The organism is Pseudomonas sp. ADAK2 TE3594 (genome assembly GCF_053628675.1).
Map to the genome: position 1 here is coordinate 6,492,135 of NZ_JBRJGV010000001.1, position 17,504 is coordinate 6,509,638.

Consider the following 17,504-nt stretch of genomic DNA (forward strand, 5'->3'; position numbering starts at 1 on the left):
CGAGCACAGATTGGACGCATGGCCGCGATTTATTGTGGGAGCGAGCCTGCTCGCGATTGAGTGCGCAGCACTCACCAGAGTTATGCATCGCTGGCAGCCTCCAGCAAAATCCGCCCACTGGAGCAGGTAGCGGTTTCATTGCGATAGGCGAAATACAATTTACTGCGCGCCGAGTCGAAGCGCAGGTGCAACTGGATTTCATCACCGGGGCGTACCAGTTGCTGAAATTTCAAGACTTCCATACCGGCGAATTTTGCCGGCAGGTCCATCAATTGCTGGCCCAGGTTCAACGCCCAATCCACCTGCACTACGCCGGGCAATACTGGCGCTCGGGGAAAGTGTCCGCTGAAATACGCCAGGTCTGGCGGGACGGCCAGTTGCAGGCTCCACTCGCCATCGGCTTCGAGCTGCTCCAGCACTTGCGGCGCCTTTGGGCGGGGCGCCAGCAGCAGGGCTTCGACCTCTGCCTGGGGCAGTTTGCCTTGCGCGTTCAACGGCAGTTGCCGCAACAAGCGCCAGCGGCGTGGCAGGGCCAGCGTTTCACAATGCTGACTCAGATGCTGGCGCAATGCTTGAGTGAGGCTGCGTCGTCCCAGATTACGCAGGGCATACAAACCTTGCTCGCTGAGCACCAGCAGCGCACCCAATGAGGCGCGGTTTTCCTGAACCACACCGAGGCGCGCTTCGGCGACCCAGTCGTGAGCTGTCAACGCTTGTTCGAGCATCGGTAGCGAGATACGTTTTTCTTCCAGTTTGACGATTCGGTCCAGCCGTCCCAACAGCTCGAAACGGCCGTCGGCGGCGATGCGTACAGCATCGGCGGTGTGTTCGATATGGCCGGCCGGCAAGTACGGTGACGCGATAAGCAAGGCGCCATCGCTGTCCTGGCTCAGCGCAACATCAGCGAAGGGCTGCCAGAGATTCTGGCCCTGACGCCAGGCGATGCCACCGGTTTCCGAACTGCCGAAAATTTCTGTCGGCCATTGTTGCAGGCGCTCATGCAGGCTTTGCGCCGCCTCGGCGGGCAGCGCGCCACCGGAGGAAAACACTCGGCGCACCGCGCTCAGCGCTGGCCAGTCGAGGTTATCGCCCATGCGCTTGAGCAGCGCCGGGCTGGCGACCCAGGCGAAGGCCGGATGTTCGCGGCTGGCGCGCTGCAAGTCTTCCGGGAAGGCCAATTGCTTGCGCACGAACGAGCGTCCGGCGCACAACGGCCACAGCACCCGAAACAGCAACCCGTAGATGTGCTGCGTGGCGACGCTGCCAATGATGCAGGCCTCGCCCAGATCTGCGCCCCACAGGTGCTCCAGCGCTTGGACTTCATTGGCCAGTTGGCGCAGGGTTTTGTCGATGCGCTTGGGTTCACCACTGGAACCGGAGGTGCACAGGCTTAGCTGACAGCGATCCAGATCCAGTGGGCTGGCCGGCAGCGGTGGATGCTGATAATCGCTCAGGTGCGCATCCTCGGCGTGATCGGTCAGCCACAGATCGACCTCGGTCGACCAGCGCTGGCGCGTCTGCGCTTGCAGGTCGGCAGGCAGCAGCACGCTGACCCCGGCACGCCAGGCGCCGAGCAGGGCAATGGCCAGGTCGGCAGCGTCCTCAAGGTGCACGGCGATGCGCTGTACCCCCTGAGCTTTCAGGCCGGCAGCCAGGCTCAGGGCCTGTTCGCACAATTGCGCGTGATTCAACGCCGGTTCCACCGTCACGGCACGGTCCGGCTGAGCCTTGAGCAACAGTTGCTCAAGTGTTATCCAATTCATGGGCGGCCTCTTACCCGTTGTCGTATCAGCCATTCAATGGCAAACATCAGGCCGATCAATCCATAGGAGATCAGGCCGGTGTACAACATCCACCAACTCAGCGGCGCCCAAAGGGTCAGGGCGGCGGCGCACAAGCCGTTGCAGAGAAAAAACACGCTCCAGGCAATCGTCACCTGGCGGGTGTAGCGAATGGCCCTGGCCGGTAGTTCCGGTTCTCGCAGACGGGCCAGGCGTTCAATCATCGGCGGGCCATATTTCAGGCTCAGGCCGAACAGCACCAGCATGAACGCGCTGATCAGCACCGGGTACCAGCGCAGCAGCACCGGGCTGTCGAACAACGCCAGCAGCAGGCAGAACGCGATGGCGACCACAGCCATCCACAGGCTTCCAGGTCGCCGCTCGCCAGTCAGCGCCCGCGCCAGCCACAGGCTACCCAGCAGCAAACCGAACTGCCACGGGGCAAAATGCTCCATGCCGAAATACACCGCAAAGGGGTACAACAGGCCTGCCAGCAGCAGGCCCAGGCCGATCAATCGGCTCATGCGGCCGGTTGAACCAGACGGTAGACCGCCTCGACCACGTCGCTGACGGTACGCACCGATTTGAATTCTTCGGCGGCGATTTTCTTGCCGGTCTGGCGTTTGATGTGATCGATCAGGTCGACTGCATCGATGCTGTCGATTTCCAGATCCTGATACAGGTTGGCTCCCAGGCTGATGCGCTCGGGCTCCAGCTCGAAGAGTTCGACCAGAGCATCGCGCAGGGTATTGAAAATATCGTCACGAGTTTGCATGGTCCGGTCTCAAGCTGCCTGTTTTGCAGTGACGAACGCCGCAAGGCTCGCCACGTTGGTGAAGTGATTACGGGTGTCCTTGGCGTCGGCATCGATTTTGATGCCGTACTTTTTCTGGATCGCCAGGCCGAGTTCCAAGGCGTCTACCGAGTCCAGGCCCAAACCTTCGCCGAACAGCGTCTGGTTGTCGCCGATGTCGTCGACGCTGATGTCTTCGAGGCCCAGTGCTTCGATGATCAGTTCTTTTATCTCACGGTGTAGATCGCTCATCTTCGGCGAGCTCCTTAATAAAGTAATGGTGCAAATAATCATTGAGCTTGCGCGAAGCCTGAGGCGCAGGCCCTTGCGTAGCGAAGGCCTGTGGGTCTATATCGGCCCCAACGCGAAAACTGAAGTGCACGCGGCGTTTGGGAATGCGATACCAGGGTTCGGCCTTGGTCAATGTGGTCGGACTGACCTTGATGATCACCGGGGTGAGGATTCTCGCACCGCGCAGGGCGATTGCCGCGCCACCCCGATGAAAGGCCGGCGGTTTACCGGGTTGAGTGCGGGTTCCCTCAGGAAAGATGATCAGGGTCTGACCACTTTTCAGTGCGTCGGCAGCGGCGTCGAGCATGTCCATGCTGCCGTCGTTGCTGATGTAATCGGTGCGGCGTAGCGGACCGCGGGTGAACGGGTTTTCCCAGAGGCTTTTCTTGACCACGCAGTTGGCATGACCCACCAGGCCGATCAAAAACACCACATCGATGAGCGAGGGGTGATTGGCAACGATCATCTGGCCTGGTCGCCCGAGCTTTTCCGCCCCTTGAATGTCATAGGTCAGCACGCCACTGCGAGCCATGAAACGAATGAAAAACCAGAAACACCGGCTGACGGTCTGTCGTGCTCGCTGACGATGGGCCTGGGCGTCTCCCGGCAGGCAGCTCAATAGCGGGAACACTACCAGTCGCAGGCAAAGCCCGCCCAACCCGAACAGGGTGAAGCTTGCGGCAGTGGCCAGCAGGCGCCAGTAATAGGCGTCGCGGTTTTTATCGGTTACGGGTTGCGTTGCCAGGTCCATACACGATTTTTCCAGGCATGTTGGCAGGTGGTCTGCTGGCCGAGCAGGGTGCGTAACAGATTCAGGGCATGGGGCCAGTGGGGTTTGGACAACGCTTGCGAGGTGCTGTTCAGCGACAGCTGCCACTGATTGCCGGGCGTAATCAGCAGGCCAACCGCATAAGGGAATGGCACGTCGTCGATCCAGGCCGAGTAGGCCGCGGGCGGTTGCTCTTCCGTCACTACCAGCAGCACCGCAGGCGCTCCTTCATCAAGCAACGCCGCCGCCTCTAGCATGCCGTGTTCAAGGCCATCGCCAGCCGCGGCGAGGGCAGTCATTTCGCTGGTTTCGCCGCGCATGATCGACCACAGGCCAATGACCGCGTTGTGTACCGACAGGCTGAACTGAGTGGGCGACAACGGTTGGTCAGTCGCCAGATCGCTGAGAATTTCGAAAGTGCGCGGGGTTTCGCCGTGGCGGGAAATAAAGACCAACGGTAGGTCCTGGCGACCATCCGCCAACGGCCAGCCAACGCTGAATGCCATCCGCGCCAGACGGCTGAGTCGCCGACGCTGCATGGCAGGCAGAAACGACACATCGGGGGCGGCATCGCTACGCTCGAGCACGGCCGGTTGTCGGCTCCAGGCCAGCCAATCATCCACGCTTTCAAGCCCAGGGGCCCACGCGCGCCATTGGGCGATGTTGAAGTTGATCACAGACATTCATCCCGCCCCTGCGGGCTTCCTTGACGCGGTGAGTCGCAAAAAAGCGCGGCCGACCTTACGTGGCGCTTAACGCCGAGTGGCGCGCATTATCCCGGTGCGGCGGGCGTGTAGCAAATGCTGGTTACATTTTGCGCAACGAAATGTACCGACTGGTTCGCGAAAAAAGCTGTCGTTTGGCCATTATCCACGTTGCAGCGGACATGTCTGTCGGCTACATCGGCTGTCGATGGACGAGTTGGCGGCTTTTTCTGCCGGATATTTACCAATGACTTCGTAGTCCCGATGCCAGTGAGGTAGCTAAGCAGCGCCGTGGACTACTACACTCGGTCATTCTTTGATACACGGAGGTTTTGACATGCGGCGCGTGGTGTTCAATCAGAAAGGTGGCGTGGGCAAGTCAAGCATTGCCTGTAATCTGGCGGCGGTCAGCGCCAGCGAAGGCTATCGCACACTGTTGGTGGATCTCGATGCTCAGGCCAACTCCACTCAATACCTGACGGGACTCACCGGTGATGATATCCCGATGGGGATCGCTGACTTCTTCAAGCAGACTCTGTCCTCCGGGCCGTTCTCGAAGAAAAACCAGGTCGATATTTACGAAACCCCCTTCGACAACCTTCACGTCGTCACCGCCACCGCCGAGCTGGCGGACTTGCAGCCCAAGCTTGAGGCCAAGCACAAGATCAACAAGCTGCGAAAATTGCTCGAGGAACTGGACGGCGATTACGACCGAATCTACCTCGATACGCCGCCAGCACTGAATTTTTATGCCGTATCGGCCTTGATTGCCGCTGATCGTGTGCTGATTCCCTTCGATTGCGACAGTTTCTCGCGTCAGGCGCTGTATGGGCTGTTGGCGGAAATCGAAGAATTGAAGGAGGACCACAACGAAGGGCTGGAAGTCGAAGGCATCGTCGTCAACCAGTTCCAGGCCCGTGCCAGTTTGCCCCAGCAAATCCTCGACGAACTGATCGCCGAAGGGCTGCCGGTGTTGCCGGTGTACCTGGCCAGTTCGGTACGTATGCGCGAGTCTCACCAGGCCAACACGCCACTGATCCACCTCGACCCGCGGCACAAACTGACCCAGCAGTTCGTCGACCTGCACAACCTGCTCGAAAACGCCTGATTCCTGCAAACAACACGAACCACTGTGGGAGCGAGCCTGCTCGCGAAAGCGGAATTCCAGTCAACAGAGATGTTGAATGTGAAGCCCTCTTCGCGAGCAGGCTCGCTCCCACATTTATTTGTGGCGGCTCTAAATCCCTTGGCTACGCAACCAGCTCATCAATTGCGGTAACGGGAACGCCCCGCTCTGGCGAGCCACTTCCCGGCCGTTCTTGAACAGAATCAGGCTCGGGATCGAGCGAATCCCCAACTGCGCCGACAATTGCTGATTTGCTTCGCTGTCCAGCTTGGCCAGCCGACACTTGCCCGCCAATTGCCCCGCCGCCTGCTCGAGCACCGGCGCAAACGACTTGCACGGCCCGCACCAGTCCGCCCACACATCCACCAGCAACGGCAGGTCGCCCTTGATCTGACTGGCGTAATCGCCTTGCTTCAATTCGAATGGCTTGTTGAGCAGGACTTCGGCCTTGCAGCGACCGCATTTTGGATGGTCGTTGAGGCGTTCGGCGGGGATGCGATTCAGGCCGTTGCAGTGGGGGCAGGGGATGAGGAGTGGGTCGGTCATGAGGGTGGTCCTGTTAAGAAGCCGTTACCTCTATTTGGAGACGTTTGCTCATGTTTTCAATCGTGCAGCGTCCTGCGATGTAACTAGGCTGGGTCGTACTGAGCGACACCGTTGGTCTACTTAGGATTATCGCAACTTGCGATATTTTTGATCTGTGATTAGCCTCCATAGCAGAATGCGATAAGGATGTTGCATGCATGTATTCACCGAAAAACCAGTCCGTGAGGCCAAGGAAAAGTGGCCGCGGGCAGCCAATGCACTGGAGCAGTGGTATTGACTTGCCAAAGGGAGTAACCCAAGAGACTTCGCGGCGATGAAGTCGATTTTTCCCGCGACTGACAAAGTCGGCGAGTTTCATGTGTTCGACATCGGTGGCAACAAGTTGCGGCTGATCGCTTTCGTCAGATATCGGTCTCAAAAGCTTTATATCAAGCATGTGCTGGATCACCGCGAATATGATCGCGGTAAATGGAAGGAGGGAAGGTCATGAGTGTTCTGATCAAAAAGGCTGCCGAGCATTGGGAGTTCGTCTCGCCATTGCTTCGAAAGCCGAAAAACGAAGACGACTACGACAGGTTGGCGCAGGCACTCGATGAATTGCTTGAGATGACCGGGGATGATGAGTCGCATCCGTTGATGAGCTTGGTGGACATCATCGGTGACTGGATTGCGGAGTGGGATCGCAAGCATCACCCCATGCGCGAGGCCTCTGGTGCGGAGGTTCTCGGCTATATGATGCGCGAACATGGCCTCAGCCAGAGCGACCTGCCCGGCGTTGGCACTCAGTCGGTGGTTTCCGAGATATTGAGCGGCAAGCGTCAGCTTAACCTGCGGCAGATCCGCTGGTTAGCCGAGCGATTTGGCGTGTCAGTGGAGACGTTTATCTGACCCGCCTACGACGAACAACTGATCTCCAGATGCTTGCCCCACTCCGGCGGTCGCTCGGCGTAGCTCTCCATTCCAGGCTGCTCCTCGAACGGATTGCTCAATACCGCGTGCAAACGACGAACTTCTGAGTAGTCGCCACTTTCCGCCGCATCGATGGCTTTCTGCGCCAGATAATTGCGCAGGATGTACAGCGGATTGACCGCATGCATGCGCGTGCGACGCTGTTGCTGATCGCCGTTGCCTTCACGAGTAACCCGAGCGATGTAGAGCTCCCCCCATGCATCAAAGCCCTTGATGTCGACGAAGTCATCGCGCAAACGGGCGAGGGCCTGCTCCGGTGATTCGTCGCCGAGGCGGCGGAAGAACAGGCTGTAGTCGACGCCGCTGTTCTGCATCAGTTGCAGCAGGTGTTCCAGCAGTTTCTGGTCGTCGTCTTCGGCAGTGGTTAGACCGAGGCGGCGGCGCATCAGGTCCAGGTAGTGGGCCTGGAACAGCGGCAGGTACAGGCCGAGGGTTTCGCGCAGGGCTTCGACGCTGATGAACGGCGTCAGGGCTTGGGCGAGGGCGCTGAGGTTCCACTGGCCGATCGGCACCTGATTGCTGAAGGAGTAACGGCCTTGGTCGTCGGAGTGGTTGCAGATGAAGTGGGCGTCGAAGTCGTCGAGGAAGGCGAACGGGCCGAAGTCGAAGGTGATGCCCAGGATCGACATGTTGTCGGTGTTCATCACGCCGTGGCAGAACCCATAGGCCTGCCATTTGGCGATCAGCTCGGCATTGCGTTCGACGATTTCGCGGAACATCGCCAGGTACGGTTCCGGCTGTTCCAGGCAGTGCGGGAAGTGCATGGCCAACACGTGCTCGCCGAGTTCTTTCTGTTGCTCGGGGCGCTTGGTGTAGTAGAAGAATTCGAAATGCCCGAAGCGCACATGGCTCGGTGCCAGGCGCAAGACCATGGCCGCGCGTTCCTGTTTCTCGCGCCAGACCGGCGTGTCGGAACCGATCACGCACAGTGCACGAGTGGTGGGAATGTTCAGCGCATGCAGGGCTTCGGAGGCGAGAAACTCGCGGATCGACGAGCGCAGCACCGCCCGTCCATCGCCCATTCGCGAGTAAGGCGTCTGGCCGGCGCCCTTGAGGTGCAGGTCCCAATGCTCACCGGCGTTGTTATAGACCTCGCCCAGTAACAGGCCACGACCGTCGCCCAACTGCGGGTTGTAGGAGCCGAACTGATGCCCGGAATATACCATCGCTCGCGGCTCGGCTTCGGCCCAGAGCTTGTGGCCGCCGAACAGTTCGGCGAACACCGGTGTCTCGGCCTCCGCCGGGTCCAGGTCCAGCAGCGCCATGGCTGCGGGGCTGGCGACCACCAGTCGCGGAGCGGCGATGGGCTCGGGCAGCACATGGGTTGAGAACGCGTCGCCCAGGCGGGCGAAGCGATTGTCGAAGGTCAGTTCGTCGAGGGCTTTCAACGGCCATCTCCAGCAGAATGTCCGAGCATTCTGCTAGGGATAGAGCGGTTAGTCGAGTTCGACAGGTGGCGGTTCGTGTCGCGGTTTGCCGTCGGCCAGCGGCACGATGGTTTTGGTTTCCGGCTCGATCGGCACCATTTTGTATTCCTGGCCGTGAAGGTTTTTGAGGTAGACCTCCATCTGCCGGAACGAGATGTTGATGTGCTGCTTCTTGAACTCGCGATTGATGAAGCGGTTGACCTCGTCGAGCACCGGGTTACGGTCGCCGAGGTCGCGCACATGCATGCGCAACTCGTGGTCGAGAGTGCTTTCGCCGAAGTTCAGGAAGTACACGTGAGGTTCCGGATCCTTCAGTACGCGCGGGTTGTCCCGGGCTGCCTTGAGCAGCAGCTCTTTCACCAGGTCCAGGTCCGAGCCGTAGTCGACACCGAGCTTGAGGGTCACCCGGGTGATGGTGTCGGTCAGGGACCAGTTGATCAGTTGGCCGGTGATGAACGTCTTGTTCGGGACGATGATGTCCTTGCGGTCGAAGTCGGTGATGGTCGTGGCGCGGATGCGAATTTTGCTCACCGTGCCCGACAGGTTACCGATGGTGATGGTGTCACCGATCCGCACCGGGCGTTCGAACAGGATCATGATGCCGGAGATGAAGTTGGCGAAAATCTCCTGCATCCCGAAACCGAGACCGACCGACAGCGCCGCCACCAGCCATTGCAACTTGTCCCAACTCACGCCGAGCGTGGACAGGGTCGAGACGAAACCGATGCCGGCGATCACATAGGACAGCAGCGTGGTCGTGGCGTAGGAACTGCCTTGGGCCAGGTTCAGCTTCGACAGCACAAACACTTCCAGCAAGCCCGGCAAGTTGCGCGCCAGTGCAAAGGTGATACCGATGATGATCAACGCGCCAAGCATGTCGCCGATGCTGATCGGCACCATGCTCATGTTGGCGCCGGTGCCGCTGGTGTATTCGTAGAGGGTGATGTTGTCCAGGTACGAGAACACTGAAATCAGGTCCGACCAGACCCAGTACAGCGCCGCGATGAAACCACCGAGCAGGGCCAGGCGGATCAGTCGCAGGGACTGTTCGTTGACCTTCTCGATGTCCAGGGTCGGCTCTTCGATCACCGCTTCGCCGTCACCAGCCTCTTTCGCAGCCTGACGTTTGGCCAGTGCACGTTGATAGGCCAGGCGCCGTGCGGCAACGCTGAGGCCGCGCACGAAGGTCGCTTCGATCACCAGCCAGAACATCAGCAGGTAAAGCGTGTTGATCAACCGGTCGCTGAGTTTCAGCGCGGTGTAGTAGTAGCCAAAGCACACGGCGACGAACAACGCGATTGGCAGGGCTGTGAACAGAACACCCACGGCCTTGCGGAACAGTGAAGCGTTCTGGTGAGTCGGGCTGCTAACCAGCAGACGGCTGAGTAGCCAGGCCATCAAGGCGTAGCAGGTCAGCACCACCGGCATGCCGAGCACGTCATCGGCCAGTATCGCTGGTTGCAACTCGGCGACCGCCACCACCGCCACCAGGGCCATCACTACCAGGCCGAGTCGGCGTATCCAGCCTTGAAGGAATTCGACCTGAGGTTTTTCCCAGCGGAAATGCAGTTCGGCCACGCCGCCCGGCGCGAGGATGCGGTAGGCGGTGTAGAACACCAGCCAGGCCTGGGCCATTTGCAGCAGCGCCGCGCCCATATTGGCGTTCTGTCCGCGAGCGTCGATCTGCAAGGCCAGGCCGCACAAGGCCAAACCCAGGGATACCGGCATCGCCAGCAGGATGTTGATCAGAATCGCCTGCGGTGTGTGCCACTGGCTGTCGCGCTTGAAATGGCCGATGTCCAGGTGAACTTTATTCAGGCGGGCATAGAGATTTTTGCGGCGCCACAGTAGCGCCCCGATCAGAAAGGCCAGCGGCAGGAACAGCAGCGGCCGCTGCGTCAGGCCATCGGTCAGTTCGCTCAGGCTCGAGGCCCATGGCAGGGTAGTGACCTGACGTTCCAGGCGTTCCGGCACGGCGCGTATCCACTCAAGATCCAGCGGCTTGTTGCTGGGAATCCAGAACATTTGCTCGTCCAGGGTTGCGCGCAGACTTTGCGCGGTGCTGAGCAGTTGCTTCTGGTTGAGTTGCAGCGTGATGGATTCGTTGAGTACCGCGCTCAATTCACGATTCAAACGCTCCAGCAGGTCCGCGCGGGTGGTGGCCAGTTCCAGCAGGCTCTTGCGCAGTTGCGGGGTGACTTGCTCTGGCTGTTGAGTCGCCAGCAAGTTGTCGACATAGGTTGTCGGGTTGCTGAGCAATTCCCGCTGCTGGCTGACTTCGAACTGATACAGGCGAATGTCGGCGATCTGATCCGCCAGGTCGCGGTCGAGTTTGAGGCGCGGCAGGGCCTGTTTCTGTTTGTAGAGAATCTTGGAGAGCAGCAGGCTGCCCTTGAGTACGTTGATCTGTTCGTCCAGCGCCGAATCGCTCTGGGTCACGCTGTCCAGCTGCTGTTTGGTCTGCAGGTTCTGTTGGGTGACTTCGTTGAGACGGTCGGTGCTTTTGAGCAGGTAGTCGGAGAGCTTCAGGTTGGCCGCGCTTTCGGTGGCCAGCAGGCTGCTGCCGCCGGCCTTCTGCGCTTCGATGGATTGCTGGGTCACCGTCTCTTGCGACTGGGCCAGGCGCTTCTGGTTGATCAGGGTTTGCAGGTCCTGGATCTCCTGATCCAGGCGATCGGATTTCTCCGAGAGCAAGTCATGCTGGCTGTTGCCCAAATCCTGCAACAGGCTGTTGCCGGCCAGTTCCTGGCGACGCAGCGGGATCAAGGCGTTCAGCGCCGCGAGTTCGGCATTGAGCTGATCGCGTTGCTCGGCGGTCAAGGTCTTGCCGCTGTCCTTGCCGAGCTTGAGGATGTTGTTGATCTGCTGGATGCGTGTCTGGCTGGCAGATATTTCGGCCTGGGCGCGCTCGGGGCGAGTCTGGGCGGTGATGATCAGGCTGTTCGCTTCGGCCAGGGCTTTCTGCAGGTCGCTTTGCTGGGTGGAGCGCTCGGTCAGCAATTGCTCAAGCTGCTGAATGGTCTCTTTGGTATAGCGTTGCGCCACCGGTACCACTTTGGTGGCCTTGAGACGGGTCAGTTCGCGCTGGTTTTCGATGTTCTGCTTTGGCGCATTGGTCAGCTGCTGCTTGAGACCAATCAGCTTCTGCTCGTAATCGCTCATGTTATTGAGTTGGGTGAGCGTGCTCTGCAGGATCGCTTGCAGGGCTTTTTGATCGGCTTCCGGCAGTTTGCGGTCGGCGATCTTGTCCAGGCTCGCCTGCACGGCTTCGCTGGAGGGCGGTTCGGCGGCTTGCAGCGTGCTGATGGAAAGACTCAAGCCCAGCAGGGCCATGATGAAAAAGGTGCGCAGAGTTGACATAAAGACCGATCGAAAACGAGACGAAGTGTGGAGTTTAGAGGAACAGGCCGGGGCCGGGGCGACTTCCTTCGGGGAATCTGACGCCCACTTTACCAATCTTGTTCCCTTCCATGACAGCGACGGTCCAGAGGGTGTTGTTCCATTCCACCTGGTCACCGACTACCGGCGCACCGCCTACTTTCTGAGCAATGAAGTGGCCCAGGGACATGTTCGGATCGATGCCTTCGACTTTCAACCCGTACAGGGCAGCAACCGCGCCCAACTGGGCGTCTCCTTCGAGTACGAAGTCGCCGAAGAAGCGCAAATCCAGACCTCGTTGCGGAGCCTGACTGAAGAGTTTTCCGAGGGCCGGAAGGTTGTGCTCATGGCCGATGACGCAGAGCAAATCATCGACTTCGAGCACCGTACTACCCGACGGATGGAGCAGTTGTTGGCCGCGAAACAGGGCCGCGATACGGGTACCTTCGGGCATTTTCAGCTCGCGAAGAGGGGATCCAATGCACCATTTCTCGGCACCGAGGCGATACACGAACAGCTCCCACTCGCTGGTGACATGCACTTCCAGCGCCGATCGGGAGATCGGCAAAGGCTCTGGCGGGACGGTCACTTTCAAAAGCTTGGCAACCCAAGGCAGGCTTGTGCCTTGCACCAGCAGCGACACCAAGACGATAAAGAACGCCAGATTGAAGTAGAGCTGAGCATTGGGTAGCCCCGCCATCAGTGGGAACACCGCCAGAATGATCGGTACGGCACCGCGCAGGCCAACCCAGGAGATGAATGCCTTCTCGCGACCATGGAACGCCTTGAAGGGCAACAGGCCGACCAGCACCGAGAGCGGGCGAGCAAACAGAATCATCCACAGCGCCAGGCCCAGCGCCGGCAAAGCAATCGGCAGCAGGTCATGGGGCGTGACCAACAGCCCCAGCACCAGGAACATGCCGATCTGGGCCAGCCAGGCCATGCCGTCGAGCATATGCAAAATGCCGTGGCGACTGCGGACCGGGCGGTTGCCGATCACCAGGCCACACAGGTACACCGCCAAAAAGCCGCTGCCGTGCAGGGCGTTGGTCAGGGCAAATACCACCAGACCGCCAGCAATCACCAGAATCGGATAAAGGCCGGTCGCCAGGTTGATACGGTTGACCAGTTGCAGCATGAGCCAACCACCGCCGAGGCCGATCACGCCGCCGATGCCGAACTCGCGCATCAAATGCAGGAGCAGATCCCAGTGCAGGCCCGTCTCGCCGCTGGCGAGCATGTCGATCAAGGTCACGGTGAGGAACACCGCCATCGGGTCGTTGCTGCCGGATTCGATCTCCAGGCTGGCGCTCACCCGTTCGTTCAGGCCCTTGCCGCCCAGCAGCGAGAACACGGCCGCGGCGTCGGTGGAGCCGACGATGGCGCCGATCAGCAGGCCCTGAATGATATTGAGGTCGAACAACCACGCCGCCGCCATTCCGGTCAGTCCGGTGGTGATCAACACCCCGACCGTGGCCAGCGACAGCGCCGGCCATAACGCCACGCGAAAACTCGCCACCCGGGTGCGCAAGCCGCCGTCGAGCAGGATCACTGCCAGGGCGAGGTTGCCGACCAGATAAGCCGTTGGATAGTTATCGAAAATAATGCCGGCGCCGTCGACACCGGCCGACATGCCCACCGCGAGGATGATCACCAGAATCGGGATACCGAGGCGCGATGAAAGTGAGCTCACCAGAATGCTCGCACCTACCAGCAACGCGCCGATCAAGAACAGGCTGTTGATGGTCGTCGCATTCAAAGGCAGTACTCCAGAAAGCTAAAGGCGGGCACAAACTGACCATGCAGTCTGCGTGCCAGCGATTCTAACCTGTTGAAATGTGATGCTGTCAAAAAGCTTTTGCAGATCAAAAGATCGCAGCCTGCGGCAGCTCTTCGTAGGAGCGAGGCTTGCCCGCGAAGGCGGTGTGTCAGTCTCAATTAATGTCTACTGATACACCGCCTTCGCGGGCAAGCCTCGCTCCTACGAACGCTGCGATCTTTTCGGCCTTACTCGGTTACAGGCTAAACCGCCCAACCATGTTGTTCAGGTCCAGCGCCAGGCGCGACAGCTCGTTGCTGGCCGCGCTCGTCTGGTTGGCACCCGTGGCCGATTGCACCGACAGGTCACGAATGTTCACCAGGTTGCGGTCCACTTCACGGGCCACTTGCGCCTGTTCTTCGGCCGCGCTGGCGATCACCAGGTTGCGCTCGTTGATTTCGGCGATTGCGCTATTGATGGTGTCCAGCGACATGCCGGCACCGCGTGCGATGTTCAACGTCGACTCGGCGCGTTCGGTGCTGTTGCGCATCGAATCCACGGCGTGTTCGGTGCCGCTCTGGATGCTGCCGATCATGCGTTCGATTTCGCTGGTCGACTGCTGGGTGCGATGGGCCAGGGCACGCACTTCGTCGGCGACCACCGCGAAACCACGACCGGCTTCACCGGCACGGGCTGCTTCGATGGCTGCGTTCAATGCCAGCAGGTTGGTCTGGTCGGCCAGGCCGCGAATCACATCCAGCACCTTGCCGATGTCTCGCGACTCGTTGGCCAGATCACCGATCAGGGTGGCGGTGCTCTGTACATCGGCGCTCATGCGCTCGATGGCACTGACAGTTTCCTGCACCAAGTCACGACCGTCGCCAGCCGACGTGGTGGCGTTTTTCGAGGCTTCGGAGGTGCTCACGGCGTTGCGGGCGACTTCTTCCACGGCGCTGGTCATTTCATTGACGGCGGTGGCGGCCTGTTCGATTTCGTTGTTCTGCTGGGTCAGGCCACGGGCGCTTTCGTCGGTGACGCTGTTGAGCTCTTCCGCAGCGGACGCCAGTTGCGTGGCCGAACCGGAAATCCGTTGCAGGGTATCGCGCAGTTTGTCCTGCATCTTCGCCATGGCGGCCAACAAACGACCGGCTTCGTCTTCACCATCGACCGTGATCGGGCGCGTCAGGTTGCCTTCGGCGATTTCTTCGGCGGCGCTCAGGGCGTTGGCGATCGGCTTGGTGATGCTGTTGGTCAGCAGCCAGGCGAACAGCAGGGTCAGACCGGTGGCGATGACCAGCAGAGTCACCACCAGATTGAAGGCCGACGAGTACTGATCGGCGGCTTGCTGGTTGGTGTCCACGGTCTGCTGGGTATTGATCTCCAGCAAGCGGTTGAGCACGGTGTTGATGGCTTCAGAGTTGGTCAGCAAATCGGTATTGACCAGGGTGCGTAGCTCGTCGACCTGATTGTTGCGCGACAGGCTCTTCATCCGGTCTTCGATCTGGCGGTACTGCCCCAGCAACTGCACATACTGATCATAGGCTGCACGCTCCTGCGGGCTGGCGATCAACTTTTCGTAGGCCGCCTGAGCCGCTCGGATCTGCTGGTTACGGGTTTCCAGCAGATCGATGGTTTTCTGCTGGACGTCTGGCTCACGATTCACCAACAGGCGATAAGACAGCACGCGCAGACGCAGGGTCAGCTGAGTGAATTCATCGAGGCTTTTAATGCTCGGCACGCTGTTCGAGGTGATCTCCTCGGCTGCGTCGCGAATCTTGCTCATCTGGTTCAGGGCGAAGACACCCAGGATCAGCAGCATGGCGCCAATCAGGGTAAAACCGAGGAATGCCCGCGGTGCGATATTCATACTTCGTAAGGACATGGTGTTCACCGAAAAAAGCGCATCCGTGCGGGGCTGAGGTGTTGTATGCATGACTTATCGGTCATACGACTAAAGTCTTGAGACGCTGCGCGCTTTTGTCGCAGAAGGGCCGCGGCGACGAAGTGCAGGAACCAGATCCGCCAATCACAGTCTTTAAAACTCGCGAGGAAGGTCGCCCGCCAGGAAAATCAAGGCCTTGCGCCTGCATAACCCTGGCATCTGTGGTGACTTTTCTTTATCGTACGCGCCCTTTGAAAATGCCCGGAAAATCAAAATGTTGGAAGCATCCCTAAGCCAATTGGAACAACTGGTCAGCGACCTGGTGCAGCAGAACCAGACCCTGCTCGGCACCAATCAATCCCTGAGTGCAGAACTGGCCCAGGTCAAGGATGAAAACGAAAGCCTGCAACTGAGCCTGATGGAACAGGAAGAGAAGCAAGGCGCCACTGCTGCACGCATTCAGGCCTTGGTTGAGCGCGTCAGCGCCGGCCCTGTCAGCGCATGAGTTACGGCGCCGCAGGGGTAAAAGTCGTCTCGATTCTGGGGGAAGACTATTCGATCAAGGCGCCGGCCGGGGAAGAGCAGACCCTGCTGGACGCCGCATTAATGTTGAAGGCCGCCCTGGCCGAGACCAAAAAGAAATACCCGACGCTGATCGGTGACCGCTTGCTGGTGCTGGCGGCGATGAATCTGTGCTCGCAGCAGATCGAAATGCAAAAGCGTCATCAACAAGAACTCGACCGTTACCAAGAGCAAGTCAGCGCCACGGTTGAAGTGATCGCCAAGACAATCAATCAGGCCTGATCAGCTTTGCGCACAACCAAAGAATAAATTGTCGTTTGAGTTGTATACAATCGGCATGGCTGTTGCAGTGTTTCAGCCTCTTATTCTTTGGGGGTGCTCCATGCAGTTCTGGCGACGCAGTATTCAATGGCAGTTGATCCTGAGCATGGGCACCGCCCTGCTGGTCAGTATTCTGATCGTGGTTGGCGTTTATACCCTCGTGGTCAATCGCCTCGCCCAGCGCTATCTGGTCGAACAAGCGCTGCCGTCGAGCATCGAGGCGATGCGCAACGACATCGAACGAATCCTCGTTCAACCCCTCACCGCCGCCAAGGACATCGCCAGTAACAGCATGGTGCGCGACTGGTTGGCCGGGGGCGAAAACAGCGCCCAGACCGACACCTTCGTGAAGTATCTGGAAGGCATCCGCGCCGAGCACAAAGCCTTTACCGCGCTGATTATCGGGGCCGCTTCAAATCATTACTTCACTGAAAAAGGCCTGGACCGGACGCTCAGCCGTTCCAATCCCAGCGACGCCTGGTTCTATTCGTTCCTCGACAGCAACCAGCCGCGCACCCTCAATATCGACAATGACACTGCCACCGGTGAGTTGGCGCTGTTCATCGACCTCAAGGTCGAGCACGCCGGCAAAGTCGTGGGCGTCGCCGGGCTGGGCCTGAGCATGAAAGAGCTGTCGGAGCTGATCCACAATTTCAACTTCGGTGAGCGCGGCAAGGTCTATCTCGTGCGCTCCGACGGTTTGATCCAGGTTCACCCCGAGGCGCAGTTCAGCGGCAAGCGGACGCTGGTCGAACAGATCGGCGCTGCGGCGGCGCAAGCGGTCATGGGGCAGCTCTCTACCTCCACCGCGTTCGCCACCAGCAGTTTTGTCCGCGATGGCGAAGATTTTCTGGCATTGAGCCTGCCGCTGCGTGATCTGGGCTGGACCCTGGTGGCCGAAGTGCCGCAGTCGCAGATCTACGCCGAAGCCCGGCGCGCGATGTGGATGAGCAGCGGCATCGGCCTCGCGGTGGCGTTGGTGTGCCTGTTGTTGGTGGTGTTGCTCGCCCGTGGATTGGTGCGACCGATTCGTCAGGTAACAGCGGCGCTGGTAGCCATCGGTAGCGGTGGTGGAGATTTGACCCACAGGTTAGATTCCAGCCGCGCCGATGAACTGGGTGACCTCGCTCGCGGTTTCAATCGGTTCCTGGAAAGTCAGCGCGACATGATCGGCGAAGTCCTGGCCACCAGTGAGCGCTTGCGCACTGCGGTCGGCCAGGTGGCGCGGGTGGTAGA

15 protein-coding genes and 3 pseudogenes are annotated in these 17,504 nt (G+C 59.7%); 6 read left to right on the plus strand and 12 right to left on the minus strand.

Features of this window, described 5'->3' with window-relative positions; translation table 11 throughout:
- Nucleotides 1-80: 80 nt before the first annotated feature.
- From AB7M22_RS29230 to AB7M22_RS29255, 6 genes are read right to left on the minus strand one after another with little or no spacing between them, the layout of a single operon-like run.
- Complete coding sequence (locus tag AB7M22_RS29230) at nt 81-1,763, minus strand: AMP-binding protein (protein WP_454188574.1); 1,683 nt, start codon at nt 1,761-1,763, stop codon at nt 81-83.
- Nucleotides 1,760-2,305, minus strand: a complete 546-nt coding sequence (locus AB7M22_RS29235; protein ID WP_454188575.1) for a hypothetical protein — start codon at nt 2,303-2,305, stop codon at nt 1,760-1,762. The genes AB7M22_RS29230 and AB7M22_RS29235 overlap by 4 nt, the downstream gene beginning before the upstream one ends.
- Nucleotides 2,302-2,556, minus strand: a complete 255-nt coding sequence (locus AB7M22_RS29240; RefSeq protein ID WP_123721557.1) for an acyl carrier protein — start codon at nt 2,554-2,556, stop codon at nt 2,302-2,304. The genes AB7M22_RS29235 and AB7M22_RS29240 overlap by 4 nt, the downstream gene beginning before the upstream one ends.
- A 9-nt stretch (nt 2,557-2,565) precedes the next feature.
- A complete protein-coding gene (locus AB7M22_RS29245; protein WP_007903179.1) occupies nt 2,566-2,826 on the minus strand; it encodes a phosphopantetheine-binding protein in 261 nt (86 codons plus the stop codon).
- Nucleotides 2,807-3,616, minus strand: a complete 810-nt coding sequence (locus tag AB7M22_RS29250) for a lysophospholipid acyltransferase family protein (RefSeq protein WP_454188576.1) — start codon at nt 3,614-3,616, stop codon at nt 2,807-2,809. Before AB7M22_RS29250 ends, AB7M22_RS29245 begins: the two co-directional genes overlap by 20 nt.
- Nucleotides 3,592-4,317: a beta-ketoacyl synthase chain length factor gene (locus tag AB7M22_RS29255; RefSeq protein WP_454188577.1), complete on the minus strand. Its 726-nt coding sequence runs from the start codon at nt 4,315-4,317 to the stop codon at nt 3,592-3,594. Before AB7M22_RS29255 ends, AB7M22_RS29250 begins: the two co-directional genes overlap by 25 nt.
- A gap of 358 nt (nt 4,318-4,675) precedes the next feature.
- On the opposite strand from AB7M22_RS29255, the gene AB7M22_RS29260 reads away from it, so the two are divergent.
- Nucleotides 4,676-5,446, plus strand: coding sequence for a ParA family protein (locus AB7M22_RS29260; protein WP_008009127.1), 771 nt, complete (start codon nt 4,676-4,678; stop codon nt 5,444-5,446).
- Between the two features lie 129 nt (nt 5,447-5,575).
- Here the strand turns inward: AB7M22_RS29260 and trxC are convergent, their stop codons facing one another.
- Complete coding sequence (trxC, locus tag AB7M22_RS29265) at nt 5,576-6,010, minus strand: thioredoxin TrxC (RefSeq protein WP_454188578.1); 435 nt, start codon at nt 6,008-6,010, stop codon at nt 5,576-5,578.
- 193 nt (nt 6,011-6,203) lie between these two features.
- On the opposite strand from trxC, the pseudogene AB7M22_RS29270 reads away from it, so the two are divergent.
- Both AB7M22_RS29270 and AB7M22_RS29275 read left to right on the plus strand, forming a co-directional pair.
- Nucleotides 6,204-6,500, plus strand: a pseudogene (locus AB7M22_RS29270) (type II toxin-antitoxin system HigB family toxin).
- Nucleotides 6,497-6,898 (plus strand): helix-turn-helix domain-containing protein, encoded by a 402-nt coding sequence (locus AB7M22_RS29275; RefSeq protein ID WP_123721552.1) that lies wholly within the window; start codon nt 6,497-6,499, stop codon nt 6,896-6,898. Before AB7M22_RS29270 ends, AB7M22_RS29275 begins: the two are co-directional and overlap by 4 nt.
- A gap of 5 nt (nt 6,899-6,903) precedes the next feature.
- On the opposite strand, the gene selO is transcribed toward AB7M22_RS29275, so the two are convergent.
- The 5 genes and pseudogenes from selO to AB7M22_RS29300 form a co-directional block, all read right to left on the minus strand.
- Nucleotides 6,904-8,367, minus strand: coding sequence for a protein adenylyltransferase SelO (selO, locus tag AB7M22_RS29280; protein ID WP_454188579.1), 1,464 nt, complete (start codon nt 8,365-8,367; stop codon nt 6,904-6,906).
- Between the two features lie 48 nt (nt 8,368-8,415).
- Nucleotides 8,416-11,766, minus strand: a complete 3,351-nt coding sequence (gene mscK / locus AB7M22_RS29285) for a mechanosensitive channel MscK (protein WP_454188580.1) — start codon at nt 11,764-11,766, stop codon at nt 8,416-8,418.
- 34 nt (nt 11,767-11,800) lie between these two features.
- Nucleotides 11,801-13,543: a potassium/proton antiporter gene (locus AB7M22_RS29290; protein WP_454188581.1), complete on the minus strand. Its 1,743-nt coding sequence runs from the start codon at nt 13,541-13,543 to the stop codon at nt 11,801-11,803.
- A gap of 256 nt (nt 13,544-13,799) precedes the next feature.
- Nucleotides 13,800-14,672 carry a methyl-accepting chemotaxis protein gene (locus AB7M22_RS29295; protein ID WP_454188877.1) on the minus strand — a complete coding sequence of 291 codons (873 nt, stop codon included), beginning with the start codon at nt 14,670-14,672 and terminating at the stop codon, nt 13,800-13,802.
- 30 nt (nt 14,673-14,702) lie between these two features.
- Nucleotides 14,703-15,476: pseudogene (locus AB7M22_RS29300) on the minus strand (MCP four helix bundle domain-containing protein); the annotation flags it as partial.
- A gap of 223 nt (nt 15,477-15,699) precedes the next feature.
- On the opposite strand from AB7M22_RS29300, the gene AB7M22_RS29305 reads away from it, so the two are divergent.
- The 3 genes and pseudogenes from AB7M22_RS29305 to AB7M22_RS29315 all read left to right on the plus strand — a co-directional run.
- Complete coding sequence (locus AB7M22_RS29305; RefSeq protein ID WP_007903194.1) at nt 15,700-15,930, plus strand: hypothetical protein; 231 nt, start codon at nt 15,700-15,702, stop codon at nt 15,928-15,930.
- Nucleotides 15,927-16,229, plus strand: a complete 303-nt coding sequence (locus AB7M22_RS29310; RefSeq protein ID WP_007903196.1) for a cell division protein ZapA — start codon at nt 15,927-15,929, stop codon at nt 16,227-16,229. Before AB7M22_RS29305 ends, AB7M22_RS29310 begins: the two co-directional genes overlap by 4 nt.
- Before the next feature lie 145 nt (nt 16,230-16,374).
- Nucleotides 16,375-17,412: pseudogene (locus AB7M22_RS29315) on the plus strand (HAMP domain-containing protein); the annotation flags it as partial.
- Nucleotides 17,413-17,504: the final 92 nt, after the last annotated feature.

Coding starts and splice junctions, on each gene's coding strand:
- AB7M22_RS29230 (WP_454188574.1), bottom strand. CDS start 1,763: ATGAATTGGATAACACTTGAGCAACTGTTGCTCAAGGCTCAGCCGGAC.
- AB7M22_RS29235 (WP_454188575.1), bottom strand. CDS start 2,305: ATGAGCCGATTGATCGGCCTGGGCCTGCTGCTGGCAGGCCTGTTGTAC.
- AB7M22_RS29240 (WP_123721557.1), bottom strand. CDS start 2,556: ATGCAAACTCGTGACGATATTTTCAATACCCTGCGCGATGCTCTGGTC.
- AB7M22_RS29245 (WP_007903179.1), bottom strand. CDS start 2,826: ATGAGCGATCTACACCGTGAGATAAAAGAACTGATCATCGAAGCACTG.
- AB7M22_RS29250 (WP_454188576.1), bottom strand. CDS start 3,616: ATGGACCTGGCAACGCAACCCGTAACCGATAAAAACCGCGACGCCTAT.
- AB7M22_RS29255 (WP_454188577.1), bottom strand. CDS start 4,317: ATGTCTGTGATCAACTTCAACATCGCCCAATGGCGCGCGTGGGCCCCT.
- AB7M22_RS29260 (WP_008009127.1), top strand. CDS start 4,676: ATGCGGCGCGTGGTGTTCAATCAGAAAGGTGGCGTGGGCAAGTCAAGC.
- trxC (WP_454188578.1), bottom strand. CDS start 6,010: ATGACCGACCCACTCCTCATCCCCTGCCCCCACTGCAACGGCCTGAAT.
- AB7M22_RS29275 (WP_123721552.1), top strand. CDS start 6,497: ATGAGTGTTCTGATCAAAAAGGCTGCCGAGCATTGGGAGTTCGTCTCG.
- mscK (WP_454188580.1), bottom strand. CDS start 11,766: ATGTCAACTCTGCGCACCTTTTTCATCATGGCCCTGCTGGGCTTGAGT.
- AB7M22_RS29295 (WP_454188877.1), bottom strand. CDS start 14,672: ATGGCGAAGATGCAGGACAAACTGCGCGATACCCTGCAACGGATTTCC.
- AB7M22_RS29305 (WP_007903194.1), top strand. CDS start 15,700: ATGTTGGAAGCATCCCTAAGCCAATTGGAACAACTGGTCAGCGACCTG.
- AB7M22_RS29310 (WP_007903196.1), top strand. CDS start 15,927: ATGAGTTACGGCGCCGCAGGGGTAAAAGTCGTCTCGATTCTGGGGGAA.